This window comes from Bradyrhizobium sp. PSBB068, assembly GCA_016839165.1.
Lineage (GTDB): Bacteria > Pseudomonadota > Alphaproteobacteria > Rhizobiales > Xanthobacteraceae > Bradyrhizobium.
This window is the reverse complement of record CP069300.1, coordinates 1,681,845-1,702,866: the sequence shown is the minus strand read 5'-3', so window position 1 is coordinate 1,702,866 and position 21,022 is coordinate 1,681,845. Positions and strand designations below refer to the sequence as shown.

Annotated in this window: 19 protein-coding genes; 14 read left to right on the top strand and 5 right to left on the bottom strand. The window is 63.3% G+C overall.

Features of this window, described 5'->3' with window-relative positions; all coding sequences use genetic code 11:
• Positions 1 to 136: 136 nt before the first annotated feature.
• From JQ507_08110 to JQ507_08060, 11 genes are all read left to right on the top strand, one after another.
• Positions 137 to 2,326: a tetratricopeptide repeat protein gene (locus JQ507_08110; protein ID QRI71427.1), complete on the top strand. Its 2,190-nt coding sequence runs from the start codon at positions 137 to 139 to the stop codon at positions 2,324 to 2,326.
• 183 nt (positions 2,327 to 2,509) lie between these two features.
• On the top strand, positions 2,510 to 4,963 hold the full coding sequence (locus JQ507_08105; protein ID QRI71426.1) for a tetratricopeptide repeat protein: 2,454 nt from the start codon (positions 2,510 to 2,512) through the stop codon (positions 4,961 to 4,963).
• A 245-nt stretch (positions 4,964 to 5,208) separates the two neighbouring features.
• Positions 5,209 to 5,841 (top strand): sigma-70 family RNA polymerase sigma factor, encoded by a 633-nt coding sequence (locus tag JQ507_08100; GenBank protein ID QRI71425.1) that lies wholly within the window; start codon positions 5,209 to 5,211, stop codon positions 5,839 to 5,841.
• A 125-nt stretch (positions 5,842 to 5,966) separates the two neighbouring features.
• Positions 5,967 to 7,682: a type II/IV secretion system protein gene (locus JQ507_08095; protein ID QRI71424.1), complete on the top strand. Its 1,716-nt coding sequence runs from the start codon at positions 5,967 to 5,969 to the stop codon at positions 7,680 to 7,682.
• A gap of 7 nt (positions 7,683 to 7,689) precedes the next feature.
• Positions 7,690 to 8,895 carry a type II secretion system F family protein gene (locus JQ507_08090; GenBank protein QRI71423.1) on the top strand — a complete coding sequence of 402 codons (1,206 nt, stop codon included), beginning with the start codon at positions 7,690 to 7,692 and terminating at the stop codon, positions 8,893 to 8,895.
• Between the two features lie 9 nt (positions 8,896 to 8,904).
• Positions 8,905 to 9,354, top strand: a complete 450-nt coding sequence (locus tag JQ507_08085) for a prepilin-type N-terminal cleavage/methylation domain-containing protein (GenBank protein QRI71422.1) — start codon at positions 8,905 to 8,907, stop codon at positions 9,352 to 9,354.
• A 28-nt stretch (positions 9,355 to 9,382) separates the two neighbouring features.
• Entirely contained in the window at positions 9,383 to 9,793 is a 411-nt protein-coding gene (locus JQ507_08080) for a hypothetical protein (GenBank protein QRI71421.1), read from the top strand.
• Positions 9,790 to 10,527 (top strand): prepilin-type N-terminal cleavage/methylation domain-containing protein, encoded by a 738-nt coding sequence (locus tag JQ507_08075; protein ID QRI71420.1) that lies wholly within the window; start codon positions 9,790 to 9,792, stop codon positions 10,525 to 10,527. Before JQ507_08080 ends, JQ507_08075 begins: the two co-directional genes overlap by 4 nt.
• The gene (locus JQ507_08070) at positions 10,524 to 11,465 is read left to right on the top strand and encodes a general secretion pathway protein GspK (protein QRI71419.1); all 942 of its coding nucleotides are present in this window, start codon (positions 10,524 to 10,526) and stop codon (positions 11,463 to 11,465) included. The genes JQ507_08075 and JQ507_08070 overlap by 4 nt, the downstream gene beginning before the upstream one ends.
• Positions 11,465 to 12,514 (top strand): PilN domain-containing protein, encoded by a 1,050-nt coding sequence (locus JQ507_08065; GenBank protein QRI71418.1) that lies wholly within the window; start codon positions 11,465 to 11,467, stop codon positions 12,512 to 12,514. Before JQ507_08070 ends, JQ507_08065 begins: the two co-directional genes overlap by 1 nt.
• Positions 12,515 to 12,517: 3 nt before the next feature.
• Positions 12,518 to 13,090: a hypothetical protein gene (locus tag JQ507_08060; protein ID QRI71417.1), complete on the top strand. Its 573-nt coding sequence runs from the start codon at positions 12,518 to 12,520 to the stop codon at positions 13,088 to 13,090.
• A gap of 26 nt (positions 13,091 to 13,116) precedes the next feature.
• Here the strand turns inward: JQ507_08060 and JQ507_08055 are convergent, their stop codons facing one another.
• The 3 genes from JQ507_08055 to JQ507_08045 all read right to left on the bottom strand — a co-directional run bounded on the left by JQ507_08055 (position 13,117) and on the right by JQ507_08045 (position 16,412).
• A complete protein-coding gene (locus tag JQ507_08055; protein QRI71416.1) occupies positions 13,117 to 14,064 on the bottom strand; it encodes an SDR family oxidoreductase in 948 nt (315 codons plus the stop codon).
• A gap of 1 nt (position 14,065) precedes the next feature.
• Positions 14,066 to 14,521, bottom strand: coding sequence for a hypothetical protein (locus JQ507_08050; GenBank protein QRI71415.1), 456 nt, complete (start codon positions 14,519 to 14,521; stop codon positions 14,066 to 14,068).
• 1,300 nt (positions 14,522 to 15,821) lie between these two features.
• Positions 15,822 to 16,412 carry a WHG domain-containing protein gene (locus tag JQ507_08045; GenBank protein ID QRI71414.1) on the bottom strand — a complete coding sequence of 197 codons (591 nt, stop codon included), beginning with the start codon at positions 16,410 to 16,412 and terminating at the stop codon, positions 15,822 to 15,824.
• A 537-nt stretch (positions 16,413 to 16,949) separates the two neighbouring features.
• Here JQ507_08045 and JQ507_08040 point away from each other — a divergent pair.
• A complete protein-coding gene (locus JQ507_08040) occupies positions 16,950 to 17,921 on the top strand; it encodes a helix-turn-helix domain-containing protein (protein ID QRI71413.1) in 972 nt (323 codons plus the stop codon).
• Between the two features lie 262 nt (positions 17,922 to 18,183).
• A complete protein-coding gene (locus JQ507_08035) occupies positions 18,184 to 18,573 on the top strand; it encodes a PRC-barrel domain-containing protein (GenBank protein ID QRI71412.1) in 390 nt (129 codons plus the stop codon).
• Positions 18,574 to 18,593: 20 nt separating this feature from the next.
• On the opposite strand, the gene JQ507_08030 is transcribed toward JQ507_08035, so the two are convergent.
• Positions 18,594 to 19,067, bottom strand: coding sequence for a phosphate-starvation-inducible PsiE family protein (locus JQ507_08030; GenBank protein QRI71411.1), 474 nt, complete (start codon positions 19,065 to 19,067; stop codon positions 18,594 to 18,596).
• Between the two features lie 180 nt (positions 19,068 to 19,247).
• A complete protein-coding gene (locus tag JQ507_08025) occupies positions 19,248 to 19,769 on the bottom strand; it encodes a hypothetical protein (GenBank protein QRI71410.1) in 522 nt (173 codons plus the stop codon).
• A gap of 84 nt (positions 19,770 to 19,853) precedes the next feature.
• Between JQ507_08025 and JQ507_08020 the strand changes: the two genes are divergently transcribed.
• Positions 19,854 to 20,870, top strand: a complete 1,017-nt coding sequence (locus JQ507_08020) for an NADP-dependent oxidoreductase (protein ID QRI71409.1) — start codon at positions 19,854 to 19,856, stop codon at positions 20,868 to 20,870.
• The last annotated feature ends 152 nt before the right edge of the window (positions 20,871 to 21,022 follow it).

The window sequence follows — 21,022 nt, the reverse complement described above, 5'->3', positions numbered from 1 at the left end:
CGATCAGCTCCCGAAAAACATCTTGGCAATACCTCGTCAGATGCTCTATGGACTCTGCGTCCGACAGCTCGCTGTCTGATCGCAAGTGATAGACAGAGCAATCTCCGCGGGCTTTCATTCAAGCGAGGCCTCCCACATGGAAGACAACTCGAGCGGGCGTCTTGCGATTCGTGTGGGGCATGGCGGCCATGCAATTTTGGCGCGCCCGCTGAACGGCGGCTATCCATCGACTGACCTGAAGCGGGCGCAAGCGCTGCATCAGGAGGGCGTGGCACACGCACGCCAGGATCGCTGGCGCCCGGCGCTGCGCGCATTCAACGAAGCGGTGCGGCTCGCGCCCGATCAGTCCGGCTTCAATTATTGCAAGGGCGTCGCACTGTGCCGGTTCGATCGCTTCGACGACGCGCGCGAGGCATTCGCCGCGGAACTCAGGGTGACACCGACGCATGCGCCGGCGCTTGCCGAGATCGGCACCTGCCTCGCACGCACCGGACGCACCCGCGACGGCATTCCCTATCTCCAGGATGGATTGCGCCTGCTGCCGAAGATGCCGCTCGCACAGTACAGCCTCGGCCTTGCGCTCCTGACCGAGAACCGGCGCAGCGAGGCCCTCGCGGCGCTGGACAAGGCGATCGAGCTCGATGCCGGAAACGGGGAAGCCTATCGCACCCGCGGCCTCGCCTATGTGATGGACGGACAGTTCGACAAGGCGGTCGACGATCTCCGGGCCGCCTCGACGATCGACAGCGACAATTACAAGGCGATCATCGAGCTCGGCATGAATTTCGGCATCGCCGCGCGCGACCAGCAGGCGGCGCGGCTGTTCGAGATCGCCGCCGAAAGCGCGCCGACCGTCGCGCTGCCGCAATATCTCTACGGCCACTTTCTGATCAATCACCGCGCGTTCGAGCGCGGGCTCAGCTATGTCGACCGCGCGCTGGCGATTGATCCGCTGCAGGCGGAGCATCATGTCGGCCGCGGCTTCGGATTGCTTGGACAAGGTCGCATCGAGGAGGCCGTCGCGGCCTACCGGCGCGCCGGCGAGCTCGATCCCGGAAGCGCCGGCATCGCCGGAACCCTGCTGTTCGCACTTCAGCACAAGCCGGGCGTGACGCGCGGCGAGCTGCTGCGCGAGCACCAGCGATGGGCGATGCTGTACCGGCCGAGCGCGCCGCTCAATCGTCTTGCATTCGCCAACGTGCCGGATCCGGCGCGCAAGCCGCGGCTCGGCCTGGTGTCGGCGGACCTGCACCGGCATGCCGTGTCGTTCCTGGTGCTGCGCGCCTTCGAGGCGCTCGCCGCGCTCGGCTACGAGATCTGTTGCTACAAGACCGACAGCAAGCGGCAGGACGACGATTTCAGCGAACGCTACAAGGAAATCTCGCTGTCCTGGCGCGACGTCTCGGGGATGGACGATCAGGCCCTCGGGCAACAGATTGCCGAGGACCGTATCGATGTCCTGTTCGATCTCGCCGGCCACACCGCCGGTAACCGACTCTCGCTGTTCGCGATGCGCGCGGCGCCGATCCAGCTCAGCTGGGCCGGCTATGTCGGCACGGTCGGGCTCGACACCTATGACGGTCTGATCGCCGATCCGGTGGAGATTCCGCCGGAGCACGACGCGAGCTATATCGAGCGCCCGATCCGCCTGCCCGACTGCTATGTCTGCTATCACCCGCCGGCCAAGGCGCCCGAGGTGCCGCCGCTGCCGAGCTTGAGCGGCGGCCGCTTCACCTTCGGCTGCTTCAACCGTCCGGCGAAGCTCAACAGCGAGCTCGGCAAGGCCTGGGCGCGGATACTCGAGCAGGTGCCGGATTCCCGCATCCTGATGGTTTATGGCGGCCTCGGCGAGACCAGCACGCGCGATGCGGTCTACAACGTGCTCGGCCAGGGCGGCATGCCACGCGAGCGGGTCGAGCTGGTCGGCGAAACCGAGCAGGACAAGCTGCTTGTGGCCTACGGTGAGGTCGATGTCGCGCTCGATCCGTTTCCCTATTCTGCCGGCGTCACGACGCTCGAGGCGATGTGGATGGGCGTTCCGACCGTGACCTTCGTCGGCGATACGTTCGCCGGCCGTCACTCGGCGGCCCATCTCACCGCGGCGGGACTGGGCAGCTTTTGCGCGCACAGCATCGACGACTACGTCGCCATGGCAGTCGGATGGACGCGCCGGCGCGATGAACTCGCCGAGTTGCGCCGTACGCTGCGCGACCGCGTCGCCGCCTCGCCGCTTTGTGACGCGCCGCGCTTCGCCGACAATCTCTCGCGCGAATTGATGAAGCTCTGGGCGGAGTGGTGCGAGGCCCGCACCAACGCGGCGGCCTAGAGCATGATCCGGAACAGTACGACGCGGGTTTCCGAAATGACCATGCTCGAACAACGAGCTAGAGCGCGATGACGATCCGACCTGATCTCATCGCGCGTCAGCCGCAATCGCGGGCGAAGCGGACAAAATAACGGGCCGTCGCTTGGCCGAACGACACGCAGGTCGAGAGTAAGGGGTGCGTTGATGTCGAAGGCAGGGATCAGCGAGGCGCAGACGATGCGTGCAGGGCTGGCGATGCTGAATCAAGCTTCGTCCGGGCGGCGCGCGGAATTCATCCAGACTGTCATGAACCGCGCCATCGCGCTGTTTCGCGACGGCCAGCTGGACAGCGCTGATCTGCTGCTCGAAACCATGGAGCAGGAACCCGCAGTGCGGCCACACGTCCTGCACATTCGCGGCGTGATCGCGCTGCAGCGTGACGATGACGAGCGGGCACTGGAGCTGATCGAGGAAGCAGTCAGGCTCAATCCAGCCGACGGAGAAGCGCATGGCAATCTCGGCGTCCTGCTGCTGAAGGGCCGCCAGTATCCGCAGGCGCTGGCCGCCTACACTGCCGCGCTGACGCTGCGGCCGGACAATCTAGCGGCGCAGCTCGGCCTTGCCCGCGCGCTGGCGATGCTCGAACTGAGCGATTTCGCCGACGAGGTATTCAGCGACCTGATCGCTGGCGCTCCCGATTACATCGATGCGATCGTCGATTTCGGATGGTTGCTCAGCGACACCAACCGGCACGACGCAGGCATCACGTTGCTACGTAGCGCGCTGGAACGATACCCGGAGCGCGCAGAACTGCGCGCCGTGCTTGCCGTCTGCCTGTTCGGCGTCGGCAGCTGGTCGGCGGCCTGGGCGGAGTATGAAGGGCGGCTGTCGGATCCGCGTGTCAGCAGGCATTTGATCTCGACCGACCGGCCCCGTTGGCAGGGTGAGGACCTTGCCGGCAGGACCATCCTGCTGCAATCCGAGCAAGGCTTTGGCGACACCATTCAATTCGTGCGCTATGCGCCGATGGTGAAAGCGCGGGGTGGCCGCGTAATCCTGCGAACGCCGCAAGTCTTGCTGTCCCTGATGCAAACCGTCGCCGGCGTCGATGAAGTGATCAGTGATACGACCATGGCGCCGGCATTCGACGTCCAGCTGCCGCTGCTGTCTTTGCCGCTGATCTTCGATACGCAGGTCGACGCCGTTCCGGCGACAATTCCCTACGTCGCTCCCGATCAGGATCTGGTCGCGCGATGGCGCGAGCGCCTCGGCGGCAATCCCGGCCACCGCATCTCCGTCGGCCTGGTTTGGCAAGGCAATCCCGGCCATCTCAATGATCAGCGCCGCTCGATCCGGCTCGATCTGCTACGTCCCCTGCTCGACTGTCCGGGCACACGGTTTGTGAGCCTGCAGATCGGCCGCGGACGCGAGCAGCTCGCCGATTTCGACGAGCGTATCCTCGATACCGCCGCACAGATCGATGTGGCATCCTTCGCCGATGCGGCGGCGATCATCGGCAATCTCGACCTCGTCATCTCGATCGACAGCGCGATCGCGCATCTTGCCGGGGCGATGGGAAAGCCGGTCTGGATTCTGCTCGCCAACGGCAGCGATTGGCGTTGGCTCCGGGATCGCAGCGATACGCCCTGGTATCCGCAAGCCCGGCTGTTCAGGCAGACAAGACCGGGCGATTGGGCGGAGGTGATTGGACGGCTGAACTCCGCGCTGAGGTCGCTCGCCGGGGCCGGCTCCGAGCAGACGACCGAATCGATCACCGACCAGATCATGGCCTCCGCGCTCAAGATGACGGTCCCGCACCAGGAGAATAACGCGCTGATGTGCGACGCCCTGTTCGTCGAGGCCTGCCGCCAGCATCGCGCAGGCAAGCTGGATCGCGCCACCAGACTCTTCGAGCACGTTCTTTGCCTCGATCACGGACACATCAACACATTGTGCAATCTCGGCGCGATCGAGCTCGGCCGCGGCCACCATGAGCGCGCCCACACGTTGCTGCAGACCGCAGTCACGACGGCGCCCGACCTGGCGCCGGCACGTATTGCGCTCGCCGACGTGCTGATCGCTACCCACAGGAGCGAGCAAGCGGTTGCGCAATACCGCAAGGCGATCGAGCTTGCGCCGACGAGCGTCGATGCGCACGCGGCCTACGCAAATGCGCTGCGAAAGCTCCGCGGTGACGAGCAGGCAAGCGGCATGCATGCCGATATGTTGAAGCGACAGCTACATCAGCATTACCGCAAGGCGCTGGAACTCGCGCCCACCAGCGACGCATTGCATGCGCAATATGCACTGGCCCTCTGCGAACTCGGCGATATCGATAACGCCATGCTGCACTTTTTGGCGGCAACGAAGATCAATCAGCAACAGTCTTCGGAATTCTACGAAGCGCTTGGTCGCGCATGTGCCGCGCGCGGCAATTCGCAGGGCGCGGAAATCAGCCTGAAACACGCGGTTGCGCTCGATCCGCGCCGGGTGACCGCCCATTGTGCGCTTGCCGATCTCTATCTCACGCTCGAACGCCCAGATGAAGCATCGACAAGTTTCCGTGAGGCGCTGGCAATCGATGCCGGAAGTGCTGCGGCCTTGCTCGGAATTGAGCGGGCGGTGCAGCGGAACACAATCGTCAGCGGAATATCGTGACATGCGTTTCCTCACCGGTGTTCGCTTCGTGCTCGACGCTTGCGAACGATCTTGTGTGGCCGCAGCCGTGACGCGCGCAGCACGCGTGCAGCACGCAGATCAATTCCGCATCATCGATCGTGGCGTGGCATGCCGTGACGTGAACACTCGCTGTGGTTTCATTTCCATGTCACCAATCGTCGCTAGAAATGTCGTGACGGACTTGAAATGTGACGATTGCCGCGGTTGGGGATGGGGCCCCTGCAATGAGCGACACCAATCGAACGGCGTTGCTCGCGCTCCTCGTCACAAGCTACGACGATCTCAAACAACGTTTGACACGGCGGACCGGATCGGCCGATCTCGCCGACGAGGCGTTGCAAGACACGTTTCTGCGCTTGAGCAAAGCGGACGGCATCGGACCAGTTCGCGATTTGCCCGCATATCTGTTCCGCGTGGCGATGAGCGCCATCAGCAACCGGCGTGTCGCCGAACGTCGCCGTCGCACGGTGCCGCAAGCGGATACGGTGTTCGATCTGCCGGACGAAACTCCCGGCCCGGACCGGATCATCGAGGCGCGATCCGAGATCAGTGCGCTCCGCCGCGCCATCCAGGAACTACCTGCGCGTCGCCGGGAGATCTTCATGGCGATATGCGTTGAAGAAATCCCGTTGCAACAAGTGGCGAAGCGGTTCGGCATCAGCGTGCGCACGGTCCAGGTCGAGATCAAGCAGGCGCTGGTGCATTGCGCGGTGTGCATCGATCGGAACGCGCAGATGCCGCGGGTCGGGTTTCGGCGTCGAAACCCGTTCAGCGAACGGGACCGCGCGGCGCTTCATCCAGCGAGCGAAAGCGATACGCTGCTTGGCCGGCGATTGCCGTTGGGCGGCAGCAGGTGATGCACGATGGCAAGGCAGATCCACATCGTCCGTCGCGCCGGGGTCGCCACATCGCGCCCGGCGCTTGAGCTGCAACATCCTCACCAAGGTCGACGTCGCAAGGTCGGGGCAGTCGGAGCGAAGCAATGCTAGCGCGTGACAACGGTGCGCCGGCGACACCTGTGGCGCCGCCGATCGACTTCATGGCGTACCTCGCCGGCCGGGGCGCGTTGCGCGACAGCCAGAAGGATGAAGGCGCTGGTCGCCCGCGCAACGGCGACGGGTCGGCCGGCCATGTCGACTGGAGCGCCGTCACCAAGCTGACGTCGTCGGCGCTGGCCGACGAGCTCGCCAGCTTTTACGGTTGCGACCGGGTTCGCCGCGACGACCTGGTGGACGGACGCTTTGCCGGCGCCGAGATGTCGACCCGGTTCCTCAAGGAGGAGCGCCTGTTTCCTTACGAGGGCGCGGCCGGAATGTTACGTCTGGCAGTGGCTTCCCCGATTGACGAAGAGACGTTGCGAGCGGTCGAACTCATGCTGCGCCGGCCGGTCGCGCTTGCGGCCGCGACCGCCGACGATCTCGAAGCCGCATTGGCGCTGCGGCTCGAGCCGGATCAACCGGGCGATACCCCGCAGGCCGCGACCGGCGCCGGTGAGGATGATCTCGACAATCTGCGTGATCTCGCGCGCGGCGCGCCGGTCGTGCGGGCGCTCGACGATCTGCTCCGCCTGGCCGTCGAGCAACGCGCGACCGATCTGCACATCGAGCCGACCGGCAATGCACTGCAGGCTCGCCTGCGCGTCGACGGCATGCTGAAGAACGTTCCGGCACCGCCGATGGCGATGGCCAAGGGCATCCTGTCACGCCTCAAGATCATGGCCGGCCTCAACATCACCGAGCGCCGACTGGCGCAGGACGGACGCGCGCACATTGTGGTCGGTGGCAACGGGATCGACCTGCGGGTCGCCACCATGCCGACGATGCACGGCGAATGCGCGGTCATTCGCCTGTTGCGCAAGGGGGCCGGCCTGGTCTCGCTCGACCAGATCGGGCTCAGCGCGCATCACGAGGCAATCCTGCGCAAGGCGCTGCTTGCCCCCTATGGCATGGTCATCGTCACCGGCCCGACCGGATCCGGCAAGACGACGACGCTGGCTGCTTCGCTCGCGGTGATCAACGAGCCCACCCGCAAGATCCTGACCATCGAGGACCCCGTCGAGTACCAGATACCGGGCATTACCCAGACCCAGGTGCATCCGGGCATCGGGCTTACCTTCGCATCCGCGCTGCGCTCCTTCATGCGGCTCGACCCCGACGTCATCATGGTCGGCGAGATGCGCGATTCCGAGACGGCCCATATCGGCGTCCACGCCGCGCTGACCGGCCATCTGGTGCTGACGACGCTGCACACCAACACCGCCGCTGGCGCCGTCACGCGCCTGATCGACATGGGAATCGAGAGCTTCCTGCTGGCCTCGTGCGCACGGGTGATCGTGGCACAGCGACTGGTCCGAATTCTGTGCGATCACTGCAAGGAACCGCACACCCTGTCGGCCGCCGACATCGCGGCCGACGAACGCTATGCAGCGCTCGGCATCGAGGCCGGTGAGGTGATCTGCCGGCCCAAGGGCTGTGACTGGTGCGGCTCGACCGGCTTCCGCGGCCGCAAGGGCGTGTTCGAGATCATGGAGATCGGTCCGGCACTGCGACGGTCGATCGGCCCGAAAACCGATGCCTCCGACCTCGAGGCCGTTGCCCGGCGCGCCGGCATGACCTCGATGACCGAGGACGGCGTCGCAAAGATTCGTGCCGGGCAAACCACGCTCGACGAGATATTCCGATTGACCATGAGCCTGTAGGACGGTCATGCCGCACTATCGCTACCGCGCGTTGACCAAGGCCGGCGAGATCATTCTCGGCGACGTCGACGCGCCGTCGCGCGAGGAGGTGCTGCGGCGGATCGAGTATCTCGGCCACCTGCCGGTCGAGGCCGAGGTCGCGGGCCGCAGCGCACTGCGCGCCGGTGTTTCAAGCGGGAGCCTGCCCCGGCCACGCGAGCTCACCACATTCCTCCGCCTGCTGGCCTTGCTGCTTCGCTCTGGACTGACGCTGGAAGCGGCGCTCCAGACCCTGGAGGAAGACACCAACAAGGCGGTGGCCCGTTTTGCCGGAGGGCTGCGTTCAGCGGTCTCCGGCGGCGACGGCTTCGCCGAGGCACTGGAGCGCCACAACCAGATCATCGAACAGATCTACATCGCGATGGTGCGCGCCGGCGAAGCGTCCGGCAAGCTGGAAGTGGTGCTGCGGGCGATCGTCGAGGACCGGACGCGGCGCGAGCAGCTGTCGCAACGGATCACCTCGGCGGTCCGCTATCCCATGTTCCTGGTCGGGTCGGCACTCGTCATCCTGTCCTTCTTCCTGCTCTATGTCGTGCCGCAGTTCGAATCGGTGTTCACCGAGCTGCGCGGACGTCTCAATTCCGGCGCGGCGTTTGCGCTCACGATGTCGACCTGGCTGCGCGCCCATCTCGACACGTTCCTTGGCGGCTGCGGCGCGGTGCTGTTGCTCGGCTGGCTGATGCTGCGCCAGCCGGCCGCGCGCGCATCGCTGATGGCGCTGCTCGCGACCATCCCCGGCATATCCGGCCCGATGCACGATCGCCGCACCGCCCGTTTCATCGGCACGCTCGGACTGCTGGTCGAGAACGGCGTCGCATTGCCGACCGCGCTGAAGATCCTGCGCGATATCATGACGGAGCCCCGCTACGCCGCGGCGGTCGAGCAGGTGCATGAGCAGGTGCGCAACGGCCGGCGTTTCATCGAGGCGCTGTCCGAGAGCGACCTGGTGCCGCCGCTTGCGGTCCGCATGCTCCGGGTCGGTGACGAGACCGGAGATCTGTCGGCAATCGCACAGCACGCCGCAGATCTCTACGAGCAGCGGCTCGCCATCGGCCTCGACCGGCTGATGGGCGCGATCGGACCGATCACCATCATCGCGGTCAGCATCGGCATCGGAACTCTGGTGGTATCGATCATGAGCGCGCTGCTCAGCATCACCGAGCTTGCGATGTAGGGATGGCCGATGGCGCGCACGACAATCAGCGGTTCGATGGCGGGCTCCACCCTGATCGAGATGATGGCGGTGATGCTGATCATCGCGATGTTGGCATCGCTGGTGGTGGCGACCGTTCCGGGCACCGGGCGCGGCAGCCTGAAGGCGCTGACGCTGCAAACCGTAGCGCTGCTGCGACGCGAGCGACTTGCGGCGATTCTCACCGGGCAGAGCCGCCGCGTGTCGCTCGACGGCAATACGCGCACGATCGTCGCGCAGGCCGGTACGATCGCGATCCCCCGCGACGTCCGGGTCGATGTGATTGGCGTCAACGAGCTCTGGTCGGGACGGCAGGCGGTCGTGCGGTTCGAGCCGGACGGCGCCTCGACCGGCTCGGTGCTGAAGTTCTCCTGGGAGAATGTGCGCTATGAGGTGGACGTCAACTGGTACAACGGCCGCGTTGCGGTCGATCTGCCCTGAACCTCGCGCAGCTGAGGCAGGGTTCACCTTGATCGAGGCGCTGGTCGCAATGGCGCTGCTCCTGGCGTTCGTATCGGTGCTCGGCCCGCATCTTTTTTACGCACGCAGGATCGCGGACAAGATCGACGGCCGTATTGCAGCTCAGGTCTTGTTGCGCACGATCCTGGATTCTCCGGTCGATCGTGCGATTCTCGCAAATGGAACGCGTGACGGCGAGACCGCCGGGTTGCGTTGGTCGGTCACGTCGGAGCCGATGTTCGTCGGTGCCATCGCCGTACGGCGGGACGCGCCGACGTCAACCCCGCCGGACAAGAAGGCGGAGGCGGCAACGAAGCGGCCGAACTGGATCGCGTACCATCTCGTTGCGACGGTGTCGTGGGCGCCCGGACAGATGGTCAGCGCGGATACGTTGCGGCTCGGACCTGAGGCTGACGAATGAGCACCCCACCTCGCAGAGTAGTCCATGCGTCGCGTGGCTTCACGCTGATCGAGGTGCTTGCCGCGCTCGCGATCGGGTCCGCGGTGATTGCCGCAACCGCGGTGCTGATCAACAACGTCGCGCTGAATTTCGATCGCAGGACGGGCCTGGTGGGAAAGACCGATCAGTTGCTGCTCGCGGTCGACCGCCTCGCGGCGGATATCGGGTCGGCCCGGCAGGTGAAACAGGGGGACGGCGCGGACGCGACGGCCGCCTTCGACGGCGACGCGAACCGGATGACGTTCGTCACCGGAAGCAGTGCGGGTGGTGGCCAGGGCGAGGAAGTCGTCAGCCTGCAGGTCGAGGAGACGGACGGTGTCAATCGTCTGGTCCGGCGCCGGGCCCGATGGCAAGGACAGCGCACGCCGTTCGCGGGCGTCGCGCTGCAAGACCCGGTCCGCATGATCGAAGGCCAGGTCGACATCACATTCGCGTTCGGAAATCCTGGCCCGGACGGGACCTTGTCCTGGAGCGCGACATGGGCCGGACAGCCGCTGCTGCCGCAGTTGGTGCGGCTGACCGTTCGGGATCGCGCGAGCGGCGCCGATCTGTTGCCTGGCGTTCAGTTTACGTTGCGCGCCGACGCCCCGATGGGCTGCGCTCAGCCCGGAGCCAACGCCGACTGCGTCACCGGCAAGTCCGGATCGCCAAAGGAGACACCGGTCAAGGGCCCGGCGCCGGGAGCACGCCGATGAGCAAGCATCATGCCCAACGCGGCATGGTTCTGCTCGCCGTGCTTTGGGCGATCGCGCTGTGCGCCCTCCTCGCCATGGCCACGTCGACGACGTTTCGCAGCCTCGCCGGCATCGTTCGGATCGACCGGGAGCGCGTGCAAGCCGATGGGCTGCTGGCCGCAGGGCTCGAGGCCGCCGCCGGCATCGTTGCGGCGTCGCGAGATGCTCCGCTTACCGAGCGCAGCTCCACGCTGACATTCGCAGCCGGATCGGTCCAGCTGACCGTCAGCGACGAAGGCGGCCGCATCGACATCGGAAGGGCCCCGGTCGAGCTGCTCGCGTCACTGCTGCGCAGTGTCGGTGCCGAGGATGACGATGCCGGCATCCTGGCGCAACGGATCGTCGCGCTACGCGAGTCTGCAGGGCAAGCACGACCGAACGATGCGCAGCCGCGGCCGAACGATAGGGCGAAGCCATCGGCGCCCGCCAAGCCGGACCAGCCCGCGGCCACGCCTGCTGCCGCACCGTTCACCGACATCGGGCAGATCGCCGGTATTCCCGGCATGCAGCCGCAGTGGATGGCCGCGATGGCACCGCTGATCACCGTGTTCGGCGGCGACGGCGTCGATCCGCTCACCGCACCGGTGGCGGTACTGCGGGCCCTGCCGTCGTTCGATGCGGAGCGTCTCGACACCTTCCTCGACATGCGGAGTTCTCCGTTGGTCGATCCCGAGCGGCTCTCCTTCCTGCTCGGACCGGCGCAGAAATATCTGAAGGCGCCGCAGACGCATGTGGTCGCGGTGAACCTCGTCGCCGGCACGACCGGCGGATACACCGCGAGAGCCAAGGCGTTCATCGTGCTGCTCCCCGACGACAAGCAGCCGTACCGGGTTCTGGCCTGGACACCGGTATCGCGGTTCGCAACGCCAGGTGCGGTCGCATCGCTGGAGGTGCCCTGATGAACATCGACGTGATCATGCGACGCTGGATCGACATCCTCGCCCGGCTGTGGCTCGGCTGGCAGGAGCGGCGCCGCGCCCGGCATTGGTTGAAAGTGACCAGGGTCGGCAGCGAATGGATTCTTGAAGACGCGAAGAAATCGACGAGATCGACGTCCGCGGCGGGGTCTGCAGGCATCGCGCTGCCGGACGAGATCGTTCGCGCCGCGCAGAAATCGTTCGTCATTCTCGAGCTTCCCGCCCCCGATATTGTTTCGCGCGCGATGACCGTTCCGGCACAGGCGCGCGATCTTCTGGCGGGCATCGTGCGCAATCAGATCGAGCGACTGTTTCCATGGCGGGCGAGCCAGGCCGCCTACGGCTTCAAGGTAGCCGCCGGCGCCGACGCAAATATCCTCAATGTGCAGGTCCTCGCCACCTCGCGCGCGACGCTCGACGAGGCATGCGGTGAGCTCCGTGCCCTGGGGCTGCGGGTCGATCGCGTCGTTGCAGGCAAGGACCGCGATGACGGAGCGATCACGCTGTGGTCGCGCCTGGCCCATGCGACCGACAGCAACCTGTCGCGGACACGCCGAATGGTCGCCGGCCTGATGATCGGAGCGGTCTGTCTGACGCTGGTCGTCAACGTCTGGGCCTTCATGAGTGCGGCATCCGCGGACGGCGACAGCGACGAAATCGGACCGCGCGTTGCGACGCTGCAGCGCCAGATCAGGGGCAGCTCGTCGAAAGCGGCCATCGCCTCGCTCGCGCCGGCCGAGCGGGCGCGCGCCCTGAAGGAGACGTCGCCGGTTGCAGTGGTGGTGGTCGAAGCGCTGTCCCGCGCCCTCCCCGATACGTCCTATCTCACCGAGATGAACATGGACGGCTCGACGCTGCGCATCACAGGCCTGGCAGGCGATGCGCCGTCGCTGATCGCGCCGCTCGAACGCTCCGGGCATTTCAAGGATGTGCATTTCTTTGCCCCGACCACGCGCAATGCCGACGGCGGCCGCTTCGTGTTCCATATCGAGGCGCGCGTCGAGCCGCATGTCAGGATCGATGGAGAGTGAACCGTGCCGAAGCCGAGGCTCAACTTCAAGTTCGACATCAGCCGCGAGCAGGTCTTCGCGGTCGGCGGCTTCTGCGCGCTGCTGATGCTCTGTGCGATCGCGATTGCCGGCGCGCTGCAGGCACGTTCCAACGCTCTGCAACACCTCGCCGAACAGCGCGACGAGCTGGCGGCGCTGGAGGCACATTCGCGGCCGGCTGCCAACAAGGGTGCACAGACCCAACGCCTCGCAGCGCCAGCAGCGGCCTTCCTGGATGCGCCGACCAGCGGCCTCGCCACCGCGCAGTTGCAGGCCTATCTCTCCGAACTGGTGACAAGCGAGCATGCCGTCCTGGTCTCGTCGGGCGTTCCCGCCGAGCGCGACGACAAGAGCGACGCCATCAGACTGCAGATCTCCCTGAATGCCACGCTTTCGGCGCTGCAGACATTGCTCTACCGGCTCGAAAGCGGCACCCCCTATGTGTTCGTCGACGCACTGCTAGTGCAGCCCGGAGGATCGGCCGAACGCAGCGCCGGCGATCTGGTGTTGAAGGTCAATCTGACGGTGCACGCCTTCTGGCGCCGCAGGACGGCTTGACCGACGGTGTCCCAATCGGACGGATGCTATTCGGCCGCCGCTTTCAACTGGCCGCGGAAGTAGCCGATCGTTCGCTCGAGGCCACGGCCGAGATCGATAGCCGGCTCCCAGCCGAGCACCGCGCGCGCCAGCGAAATGTCCGGCTGCCTTTGCCGGGGGTCATCGGACGGCAGCGGCGCGAACACCAGTCTGCTTCTTGATCCGGTCATTGCAATGACCTGCTCGGCCAGTTCGCGGATGGTGAACTCTCTGGGATTGCCGATATTGATTGGCCCGGTGAAATCGTTCGGCGTGTCCATCGCCCGGATCATCGCCTCGATCAGATCGTCGACGTAGCAGAAGCTGCGGGTCTGGCGGCCGTCACCGTAGATGGTGATATCATTGCCGCTGAGCGCCTGGACGATGAAGTTCGACACCACCCGGCCATCATTGGGGTGCATGCGGGGCCCGTAGGTGTTGAATATCCGCACGACCTTGATCCGCAGGCCGTGCTGTCGCCAATAGTCGAAGAACAACGTCTCGGCACAGCGCTTGCCTTCATCATAGCAGGAGCGCAGTCCGATCGGATTGACGTGTCCCCAATAGGCTTCGACCTGCGGATGGATTTCCGGATCGCCATAGACCTCCGAGGTCGACGCCTGGAGGATCTTTGCCTTCACGCGCTTGGCAAGACCAAGCATGTTGATGGCGCCGTGAACGCTGGTCTTGGTGGTCTGCACCGGATCGAACTGGTAATGAATCGGCGAAGCCGGACACGCCAGATTGTAGATCTGGTCCACCTCGACATAGAGCGGGAACGTGACGTCGTGGCGCATGACCTCGAACCGGGGATTGCCGACCAGATGCGCAATGTTGGCCCGGCTGCCGGTGAAGTAATTGTCGACGCAGAGCACATCGTGGCCCTGCTCGACGAGCCGCTCGCACAGATGTGAGCCAAGAAATCCGGCCCCGCCGGTCACCAGCACTTTTGCCACGTCACTCCCTCTTCATGTCCGAGCCTGAAGGCGGTTGCCAGACCCATGCGCGTCGACGCGAGGGAACGTAGCCGGCGACATGCGAACAATCGCCGCCCTGTGAACCGAACACCATCCACTGCGTGACTTTCCAGATTTCGTTGCGTCGGAGCGCCGCCCCGGCAATGACGCAGTTATTCCAGGGAGCAACCACGAACTGGATATCGTAGCAGCCCGGCACGATGCGCGAGACCGTGTGCAATCGCGACGGCGGCAACGCCTCGGTAAATTGATCCGGCCCCCACTGCCCCGCTCCACACGGCGAAATGTAGAGATGCTGCAGCGGCGTGTTGGAGGCATTGACGATGGTGAATTCAGCCGCATCGGCGCGAGACGAGAGTATCGCCGCCATCGCCGTCAGAACGAGCTGTCGATAGGATGAGCGAAACATGGGGGCGAACGCACTGCGGACATTCATTGCAACTGCCGCGTGGCAGGCAGCGGACGTTAGCATCGCGCCATTGCAGTTTTGTGGCGTTTCCCGTTGTAATTGTCTTGTCCGCACTGCGTTGCGCGAATGACTGCGCAGTGTCGAACGTGCGCAGTTGATCGTTTCGTAGCGCTTGCGTTTTGCGTGATGCGAGAAGAGCTGATGCGACTTCGCGCAAATATCCGATCGCTTGGTGAGGTGCGACGATTCACGCCGGGCTAACGTGCAAAAAATTTCTCGCGTGTCGATCCGAATTTCGCCTCAACGTCGAGCAGTGTCGGCGGTGAGAGCTGCGTCGTGACGGCGCAGATGATCTGACGACACGCCCGCACTCTCGAGCCGGTCTTCGCCGGCCTCCATGTCAAGCATTTTCGCCTGCGCGCCACAGAGCGACGGCCGAGGATATTTTTCGTCTGCGGCGAATCCGGCATGATTTGAACATCGCTCAACCTCGCGCGGCGGCGCGACTCGATGCCGAGCACGGGTCGACTTGGAGCCAACGCCGCATTCCTTGTGCGCAAGCCGGTCCCTGTCCTCAACGGCCGCACGGGCCTGGACCGGGGCGAATCTATTTTTCTATCAAAATCAACGACTCAATTACTGGCTGGGGCGGGAGGGATCGAACCTCCGAATGGCGGAATCAAAACCTGCTTGTTTATTCAATGATTTCAACGCGCGTTTGCACAATCATCCCGTTTAGCGAGCCTTGCTCGGCGAGGGATAAAAAGCTGGTGAACTACCGATCGGGTGGAACCACAAATAGACAGCCAACAGCCATCCCGGATTAGCGCCTCCCCTGCTATCGCTGCGGAGCTTGTGGTGGCGCGTCGCCAGACGAACAGTGGCGACATTTTCGCGCAGGTCATTGAGGATTCCAGGCCATCGAAGAACCAGAGCACGCTCTCGATGAACTTGAAAGTAACTCGATGATCTACGGCCACTTGCCGGCAAAGAAGCGCTGTTTGCGGCGGTGGTGGCCCGCACCATCGAGGACAAGTTAACGAGCCTTGGATAGCAATCGTCGAGAGAGTGGTCGAGGAAACGCTTGGCATGGTGGGCGAGACGATCGCGCAATCGCAGCGGTTCCCCGAGCCGAAGAGCCCTCGCGGGAGAGCCGGTGCCACTCGTTTGGCTGGACACTCGGCGGAGGTGATCGTTAGCTCCGTTGGATGGGGGACCGCGTACGCTCTGCGCGCTGCCGCCAACTTTCGGAGATTGAAACGGACGAAGGGCTCACTAGATCCTCGGATCGCTCGTCACCGCGGACACACCATGTCGTAAACCCAACTCAGAGCCGGCCTGTCTCGCTGACACGCAGACCCGCAATAAAAATATCCAGCGCCAGCTCGTATGCTTCATCGTAAGAAAATGTATGTAAGAACGCATCCATGAATTCGTGCAGGGCAAAGCCGCGGACCAGACATCGGAGAATTTGCAAGGCGACATCGCCTTTCCGGCCGCTGAGATTGCATTCAGCGAACACCGCGATCATGAACTCGTGGACCTCCTGATAAGCTCGATGCCATTCCGGACATTCGGTTACAGGTGCGCGAAAAGTCGTTGCAGCCAGTGCAGGGTGCTCGACCGCAAACCGGCGCATTTCAGTGGCGACTGCCCTGAGCGCCGAAAACGACGATTTGCCGTTCCGTGCGCTTTCGAGCCGACCCAAAAGATTCCGGCACGACCTGATCGCGAAAAACCGCCGGATCTCCGGAATGCTGGTGCGTGGTTCACCTGAGGCGAGTTCCAATTCGGCCGCAATGTCGTGCGCGAGCCGCTTGTCCCAGTTCGAGGCCAGGATTTCATCAATCGAGAAATCGCGCGGGTGCTTCATCGAGCGGATTCCTTTCCAGTGCGAAGCAAGGCTGCTGCCGTTCATAGTTGACTTCAAGTTTGTTGCCGCGGACCCAGACCCGCCTGCATCGTCGAAATACCGGCTTCGGGCCCGACGCGAAAATCAGAAAGAATCTGGTCAGGTCTTGCGGATCTCGGACCAACAAGCGCGCTCCGCCATCCCACACGCTTAGAACTTGGCAATCGGTCGACCATGACTCGTCAAGGGCGACGCACCGCGCATCCAACGGATCAGTGAACGTGACCCTTTTCGGTTTGGCGCGAAGTGCTGGAAAGCCTAACGTCTGAGGTCGGCCTTTCGCAGGATCAGATCCGGTCGATTGCCTTGGAGCTATCGACGGAGGCTTCTTTTCGTGTCCGGACGTGTTCAGCATCGTTGCACGGCGCAAGTCGTTTTATGGATATTCGACGGGACTTTTGAGTCGCTATTTCTTCGACAGTTGGCTAAGGCGGACGCATTCCTGGGAATTTTCGAACAAGACTGAGCATAAGCCCCTCCTCGGGGGGCGCTCGGTCGAATGAGCGCCATTGCTCGGCCAAACGACGGTAAAGGGATCGTTACTTGCGGACAGTTTTCACAACCGATCAGGTGCATGCTCGCGACCGATTTGACTATTGGCATAGCGTCGCTTGCCAACGGATCGTGGAGCACGAGACGATCCCCGCGGATCGGTTGAACTTTGGGGCCTCAATTGAGGTTGGCGGCTTGGGCAATCTGGAACTTGTCCAGTTTCGCAATTCTCCTATGCAGGTAAGCCACACCCTCGCGCAAGCGACTCGCGCGCGTTCCGACCAACTATTCGTGTGTTACCAGGTCTCCGGTTCCGTCTTGATCGCACAAAATGCACGCGAAGTGACTTTGAGCGCGGGAAACCTCACGCTGATCGATCCATTGCTTCCATATGACTGCAGGTTCTTTGATGGCTCGAAGACGCTCGTTTTGAAGGTGCCGCGGCTCGAGTTGCGAGCCCGCCTTGGTCGAAATCGGGAACTTGTCGCCCGTCTCGTCCGTCCGATCCGGGTCGATGACAGCCTGACCCTGACGCTCACTGGGATGCTGCCCTCTCTCGCCGCGAAGATGGCGTCTGTCACGGAGGAGATGGTGGGCAATCACGCGGTGGACCTGATTGCCTTGTCCATCGCCCGAACTCTTGAGGGCGGAAGTGTTCGGGTTTCGTCATCAAAGGCGATTTTGCTTGCTCGTATTCGTACGGCGATAGAGGCGAGGCTGACCGATTCGAATCTGCATGCACAGGACATAGCTGAAGCGGTCGGCATCAGTGTTCGCTATGCGAATGAACTCTTGTCAGCGCAAGACACGTCCATAATGCAACTGGTGCTGGCGAGGCGTCTGGCCCGGTGCCGATACGCTCTGGAGGATCCCGATCAGGCTCATCGTACTGTGAGCGAAATAGCATATGGGTGGGGATTCGGTGATCTCACTCACTTCGGGCGGAAATTCAAAGCCACTTACGGCATTACCCCAAGCGAATGCCAGGTGCTGGCTCGCCGGATGCAAGTGATCACGACTTGAAGCTGAAAATTACATCGCATTCACCAACGTCAATTGCATCGGGCGAACTTCGCGAGTGCGACCGCTGACAATTTGCAGTGGCGCCGTGACAATCGTCAATGCAGCCGTTGGCTGCTGACGTTAGCGAGATCGGATGTCGAGGCCCCAAAATGGCGGCGATGCCGGATCGGGCGAGAACATTTGTAGGAAAGCCTCCTCGATATCCGCTAAGGGTTTCTCGGCAACGAGCGTCTCCGCTCTTTCCGACCAGGAGCCGATATTCATGAACCGTATTCGTCCCTTTCTCGCCGCGATCGCCCTTGTTCTGGCAACCCTTGTTCAAGGACTTGGCCGAGCCGCAGGTCAGGAAATCGCCCTGACGCCCATGGAGTCGAAGGAGGTCGCCAAAGGCTATCGGGCTGAGGCCCTCAAGCTAAAGCCTGTGATCAGCGACAAGGGCGAGATGATCGGAAGGATTAGCGACTTCATATTTGGTAAGGATGGCAACATCTACGCCGTCCTCGCGGTCAGCGATCTCGTTGGCTCCGGTGGTCATCTCGTCGCAATACCCTTCCATGGTCTCAAGCTCGACGATCAACGTGGAGAGATTGTGCTTCCAGGCGCCAGCCAGGCAGCTCTCGGAAAACTGCCCGTCTATCTCAGCAGTCCATAGCGCCAACGTTGCTCCTTCCTTCAGGCTGCTTCTTCCTGTCGGCAATCGCTGTCGCGTACCAGCCAATACACCACACCGAGCGCGAGGATAACGGTCGCAAATGCCAGCGTGTGTAAGGCATATGTTTCGTTCAGATCCAGAATGATGACCTTTCGGCAGATGGCAAGCAGCGCGATCACGATCACGGACCGGATCTGCACCACTGCCTCTCGACGTTCAGCCACCACCAGCAAGGACTTCTTGAACTCCAACGCAATGATCACGGTAAAGATCATGCCGAAAACGGCCTGGAATACCCTGAAATCAGACGGATCCAGACTGCCGGCCAACACCAACCCAAACAATATCTTCAGGCTCAGTGTCCAAACCGCCGCGACCACAACGATCGCGATCAGGGACGTCAGGAAGAGCACTACAGCGTGCTCAAACCATTGATAAAGTGACACCAACCTGAATTGGCTCTTCGTCTCGTGGAGTTCATCCCTAATCGACATGATCGCCCTCGCTCTCTTCCCTTCGCTGGCCTGACGCGCGTTGTCGGGCCGAGCTGTCAATCGGGATCGAACGGGACCATATGGCGGGAAGATATTGTTTCGCCTTGACTGCTGTCAGCAGATGTTCGGCGTCCATGGCACGCCGCGCTCATCATTTTTCCGCGCTTCAATTGAGAATCGTCAATGCACGGCCCCTTGGCTTTTGCGATGATCCAAGTGCGAGGTTTCGCACCGTCGCAGCCCGTCCCGGGTTTCCTCCCTCGACTTGGACCGCCAGCACACAGCTGCGCGGTCCTTTCTTTCTCCGCACGCATGAAAGATCAGCCGGCGCGGGGCGCAGCCCCCCTCGCGCCGCATGGACAGCAAAGCGACCATGATCGTCGGCCCGAAGAACAGGCCGAGCAGCCCGAGAGTTGCACGGATGGCGTCCACGAAAGTGATCGACAGACTTTCTCCTTGCATCCACAACGAAGGCACCGATCGCGACACGAGCCGCGGCCCGCACCCAGCTGCGCTTGAGACTTTGGCCCAGCTTGGCTTGACAACCATCATGGCATCTGGCGGCCGCTCCACGGTACTGGACTGCCAGATCAGGACAACGAACTCGGCTAGCTCGAGACCGCCGGCGTGCTGATCGAGGAATGCCGCAAGCTGGACGCCAATCTGCTGATAATGGGTACTTAAGGCCGTTACGACATGCATGAATTGCTACCCGGCAGTACGACGAGCCGCTTGCTTGGTCGCTCGCCCCAGCCCGCTGGTCGTTGCCCGTCAAGGAGCCAACCCATGCTTGACCGACCCCGCCGTGCCGCCCTTGCCGGAATTCACTCAGGTCGCATTCCTCGCACGATGTATGCAGCAGCCATGGATCGCTTTGGCGAACCCGCCGTACTCATCGGGCACGCGCTGCCGGTTCCGACGATTGATCCTGGCGAGGTTTTGATTGCGCTCGATACATCAGGAGTCGGACCATGGGATATCGACGTGCGTCGCGGACGCTTTGCCGGCCGCAAGCCACACTTCCCGATGGTTCCGGGCGTCGATGGCGCCGGTATTGTCGTGGCTGTCGGCTCTCGCGTGCGCCGACTGAAAGTTGGCGACGAGGTCTATTCGTACAGCTGGCAGAACCCGAAAGGCGGCTTCTACGCCGAGTACGTGGCAGTACCCGCCAACAATGGGGCGCCGATCCCGAAACGGCTGGACCTTCAGCACGCAGGAGCTATTGCGACAACAGGTCTGACGGCTCTGCAAGGTATCGACGATGCCCTGACTTTAAGGGCGGGTGAGACAATCATCATTCATGGCGCCTCGGGCGGCGTCGGCACGCTGGCCGTTCAATTTGCCAAGCTGCGTGGCGCTCGCGTATTTGCTACGGCTTCCGGAATAGAGGGCGTCGAACTGGTGCGAGAGATGGGTGCTGACGCGGTCGTCGACGGCAAGCGGGTGGTCGACATCGACAATCGCGCGCGCGCCTTTGCGCCCAAGGGAGTTGATACCGTGCTCGCTCTCGCCGGCGGCGACGCGCTCGGGCAATGCCTCGATGCACTTCGGCCAAACGGAAAGGTGGCTCACCCAAACGGCATCGAGCCAGCGCCAAGGAAGCGACGCGGTATCACATTGACTCGATATGACGCCGTTGCCGGGGTCCGCGAATTCGAGCACCTCAATGACGCAGTGCAGGCGGCGAAGCTCAAGGTCCCGATCGCAGAGCGTTATTCGCTGGCCGACGCCCACAAGGCGCACTTACGTCTCGAGGCAGGCAAGGTCCTTGGAAAAATCGTGCTGACAGTTCACGGCGCATGATTGAGATCCTTCCCGACCAAGGGGTGGCCTGGATCCACATGGGCACAGCGGCGTCTGCTTCACGCGCTGCGGCGTCACCTTGGCTGGTTCGGGCGCTGCGGGAACGCCGCACGGACCGAACGTAAAGCCTCGCCATTCGAATGGTCTCACAG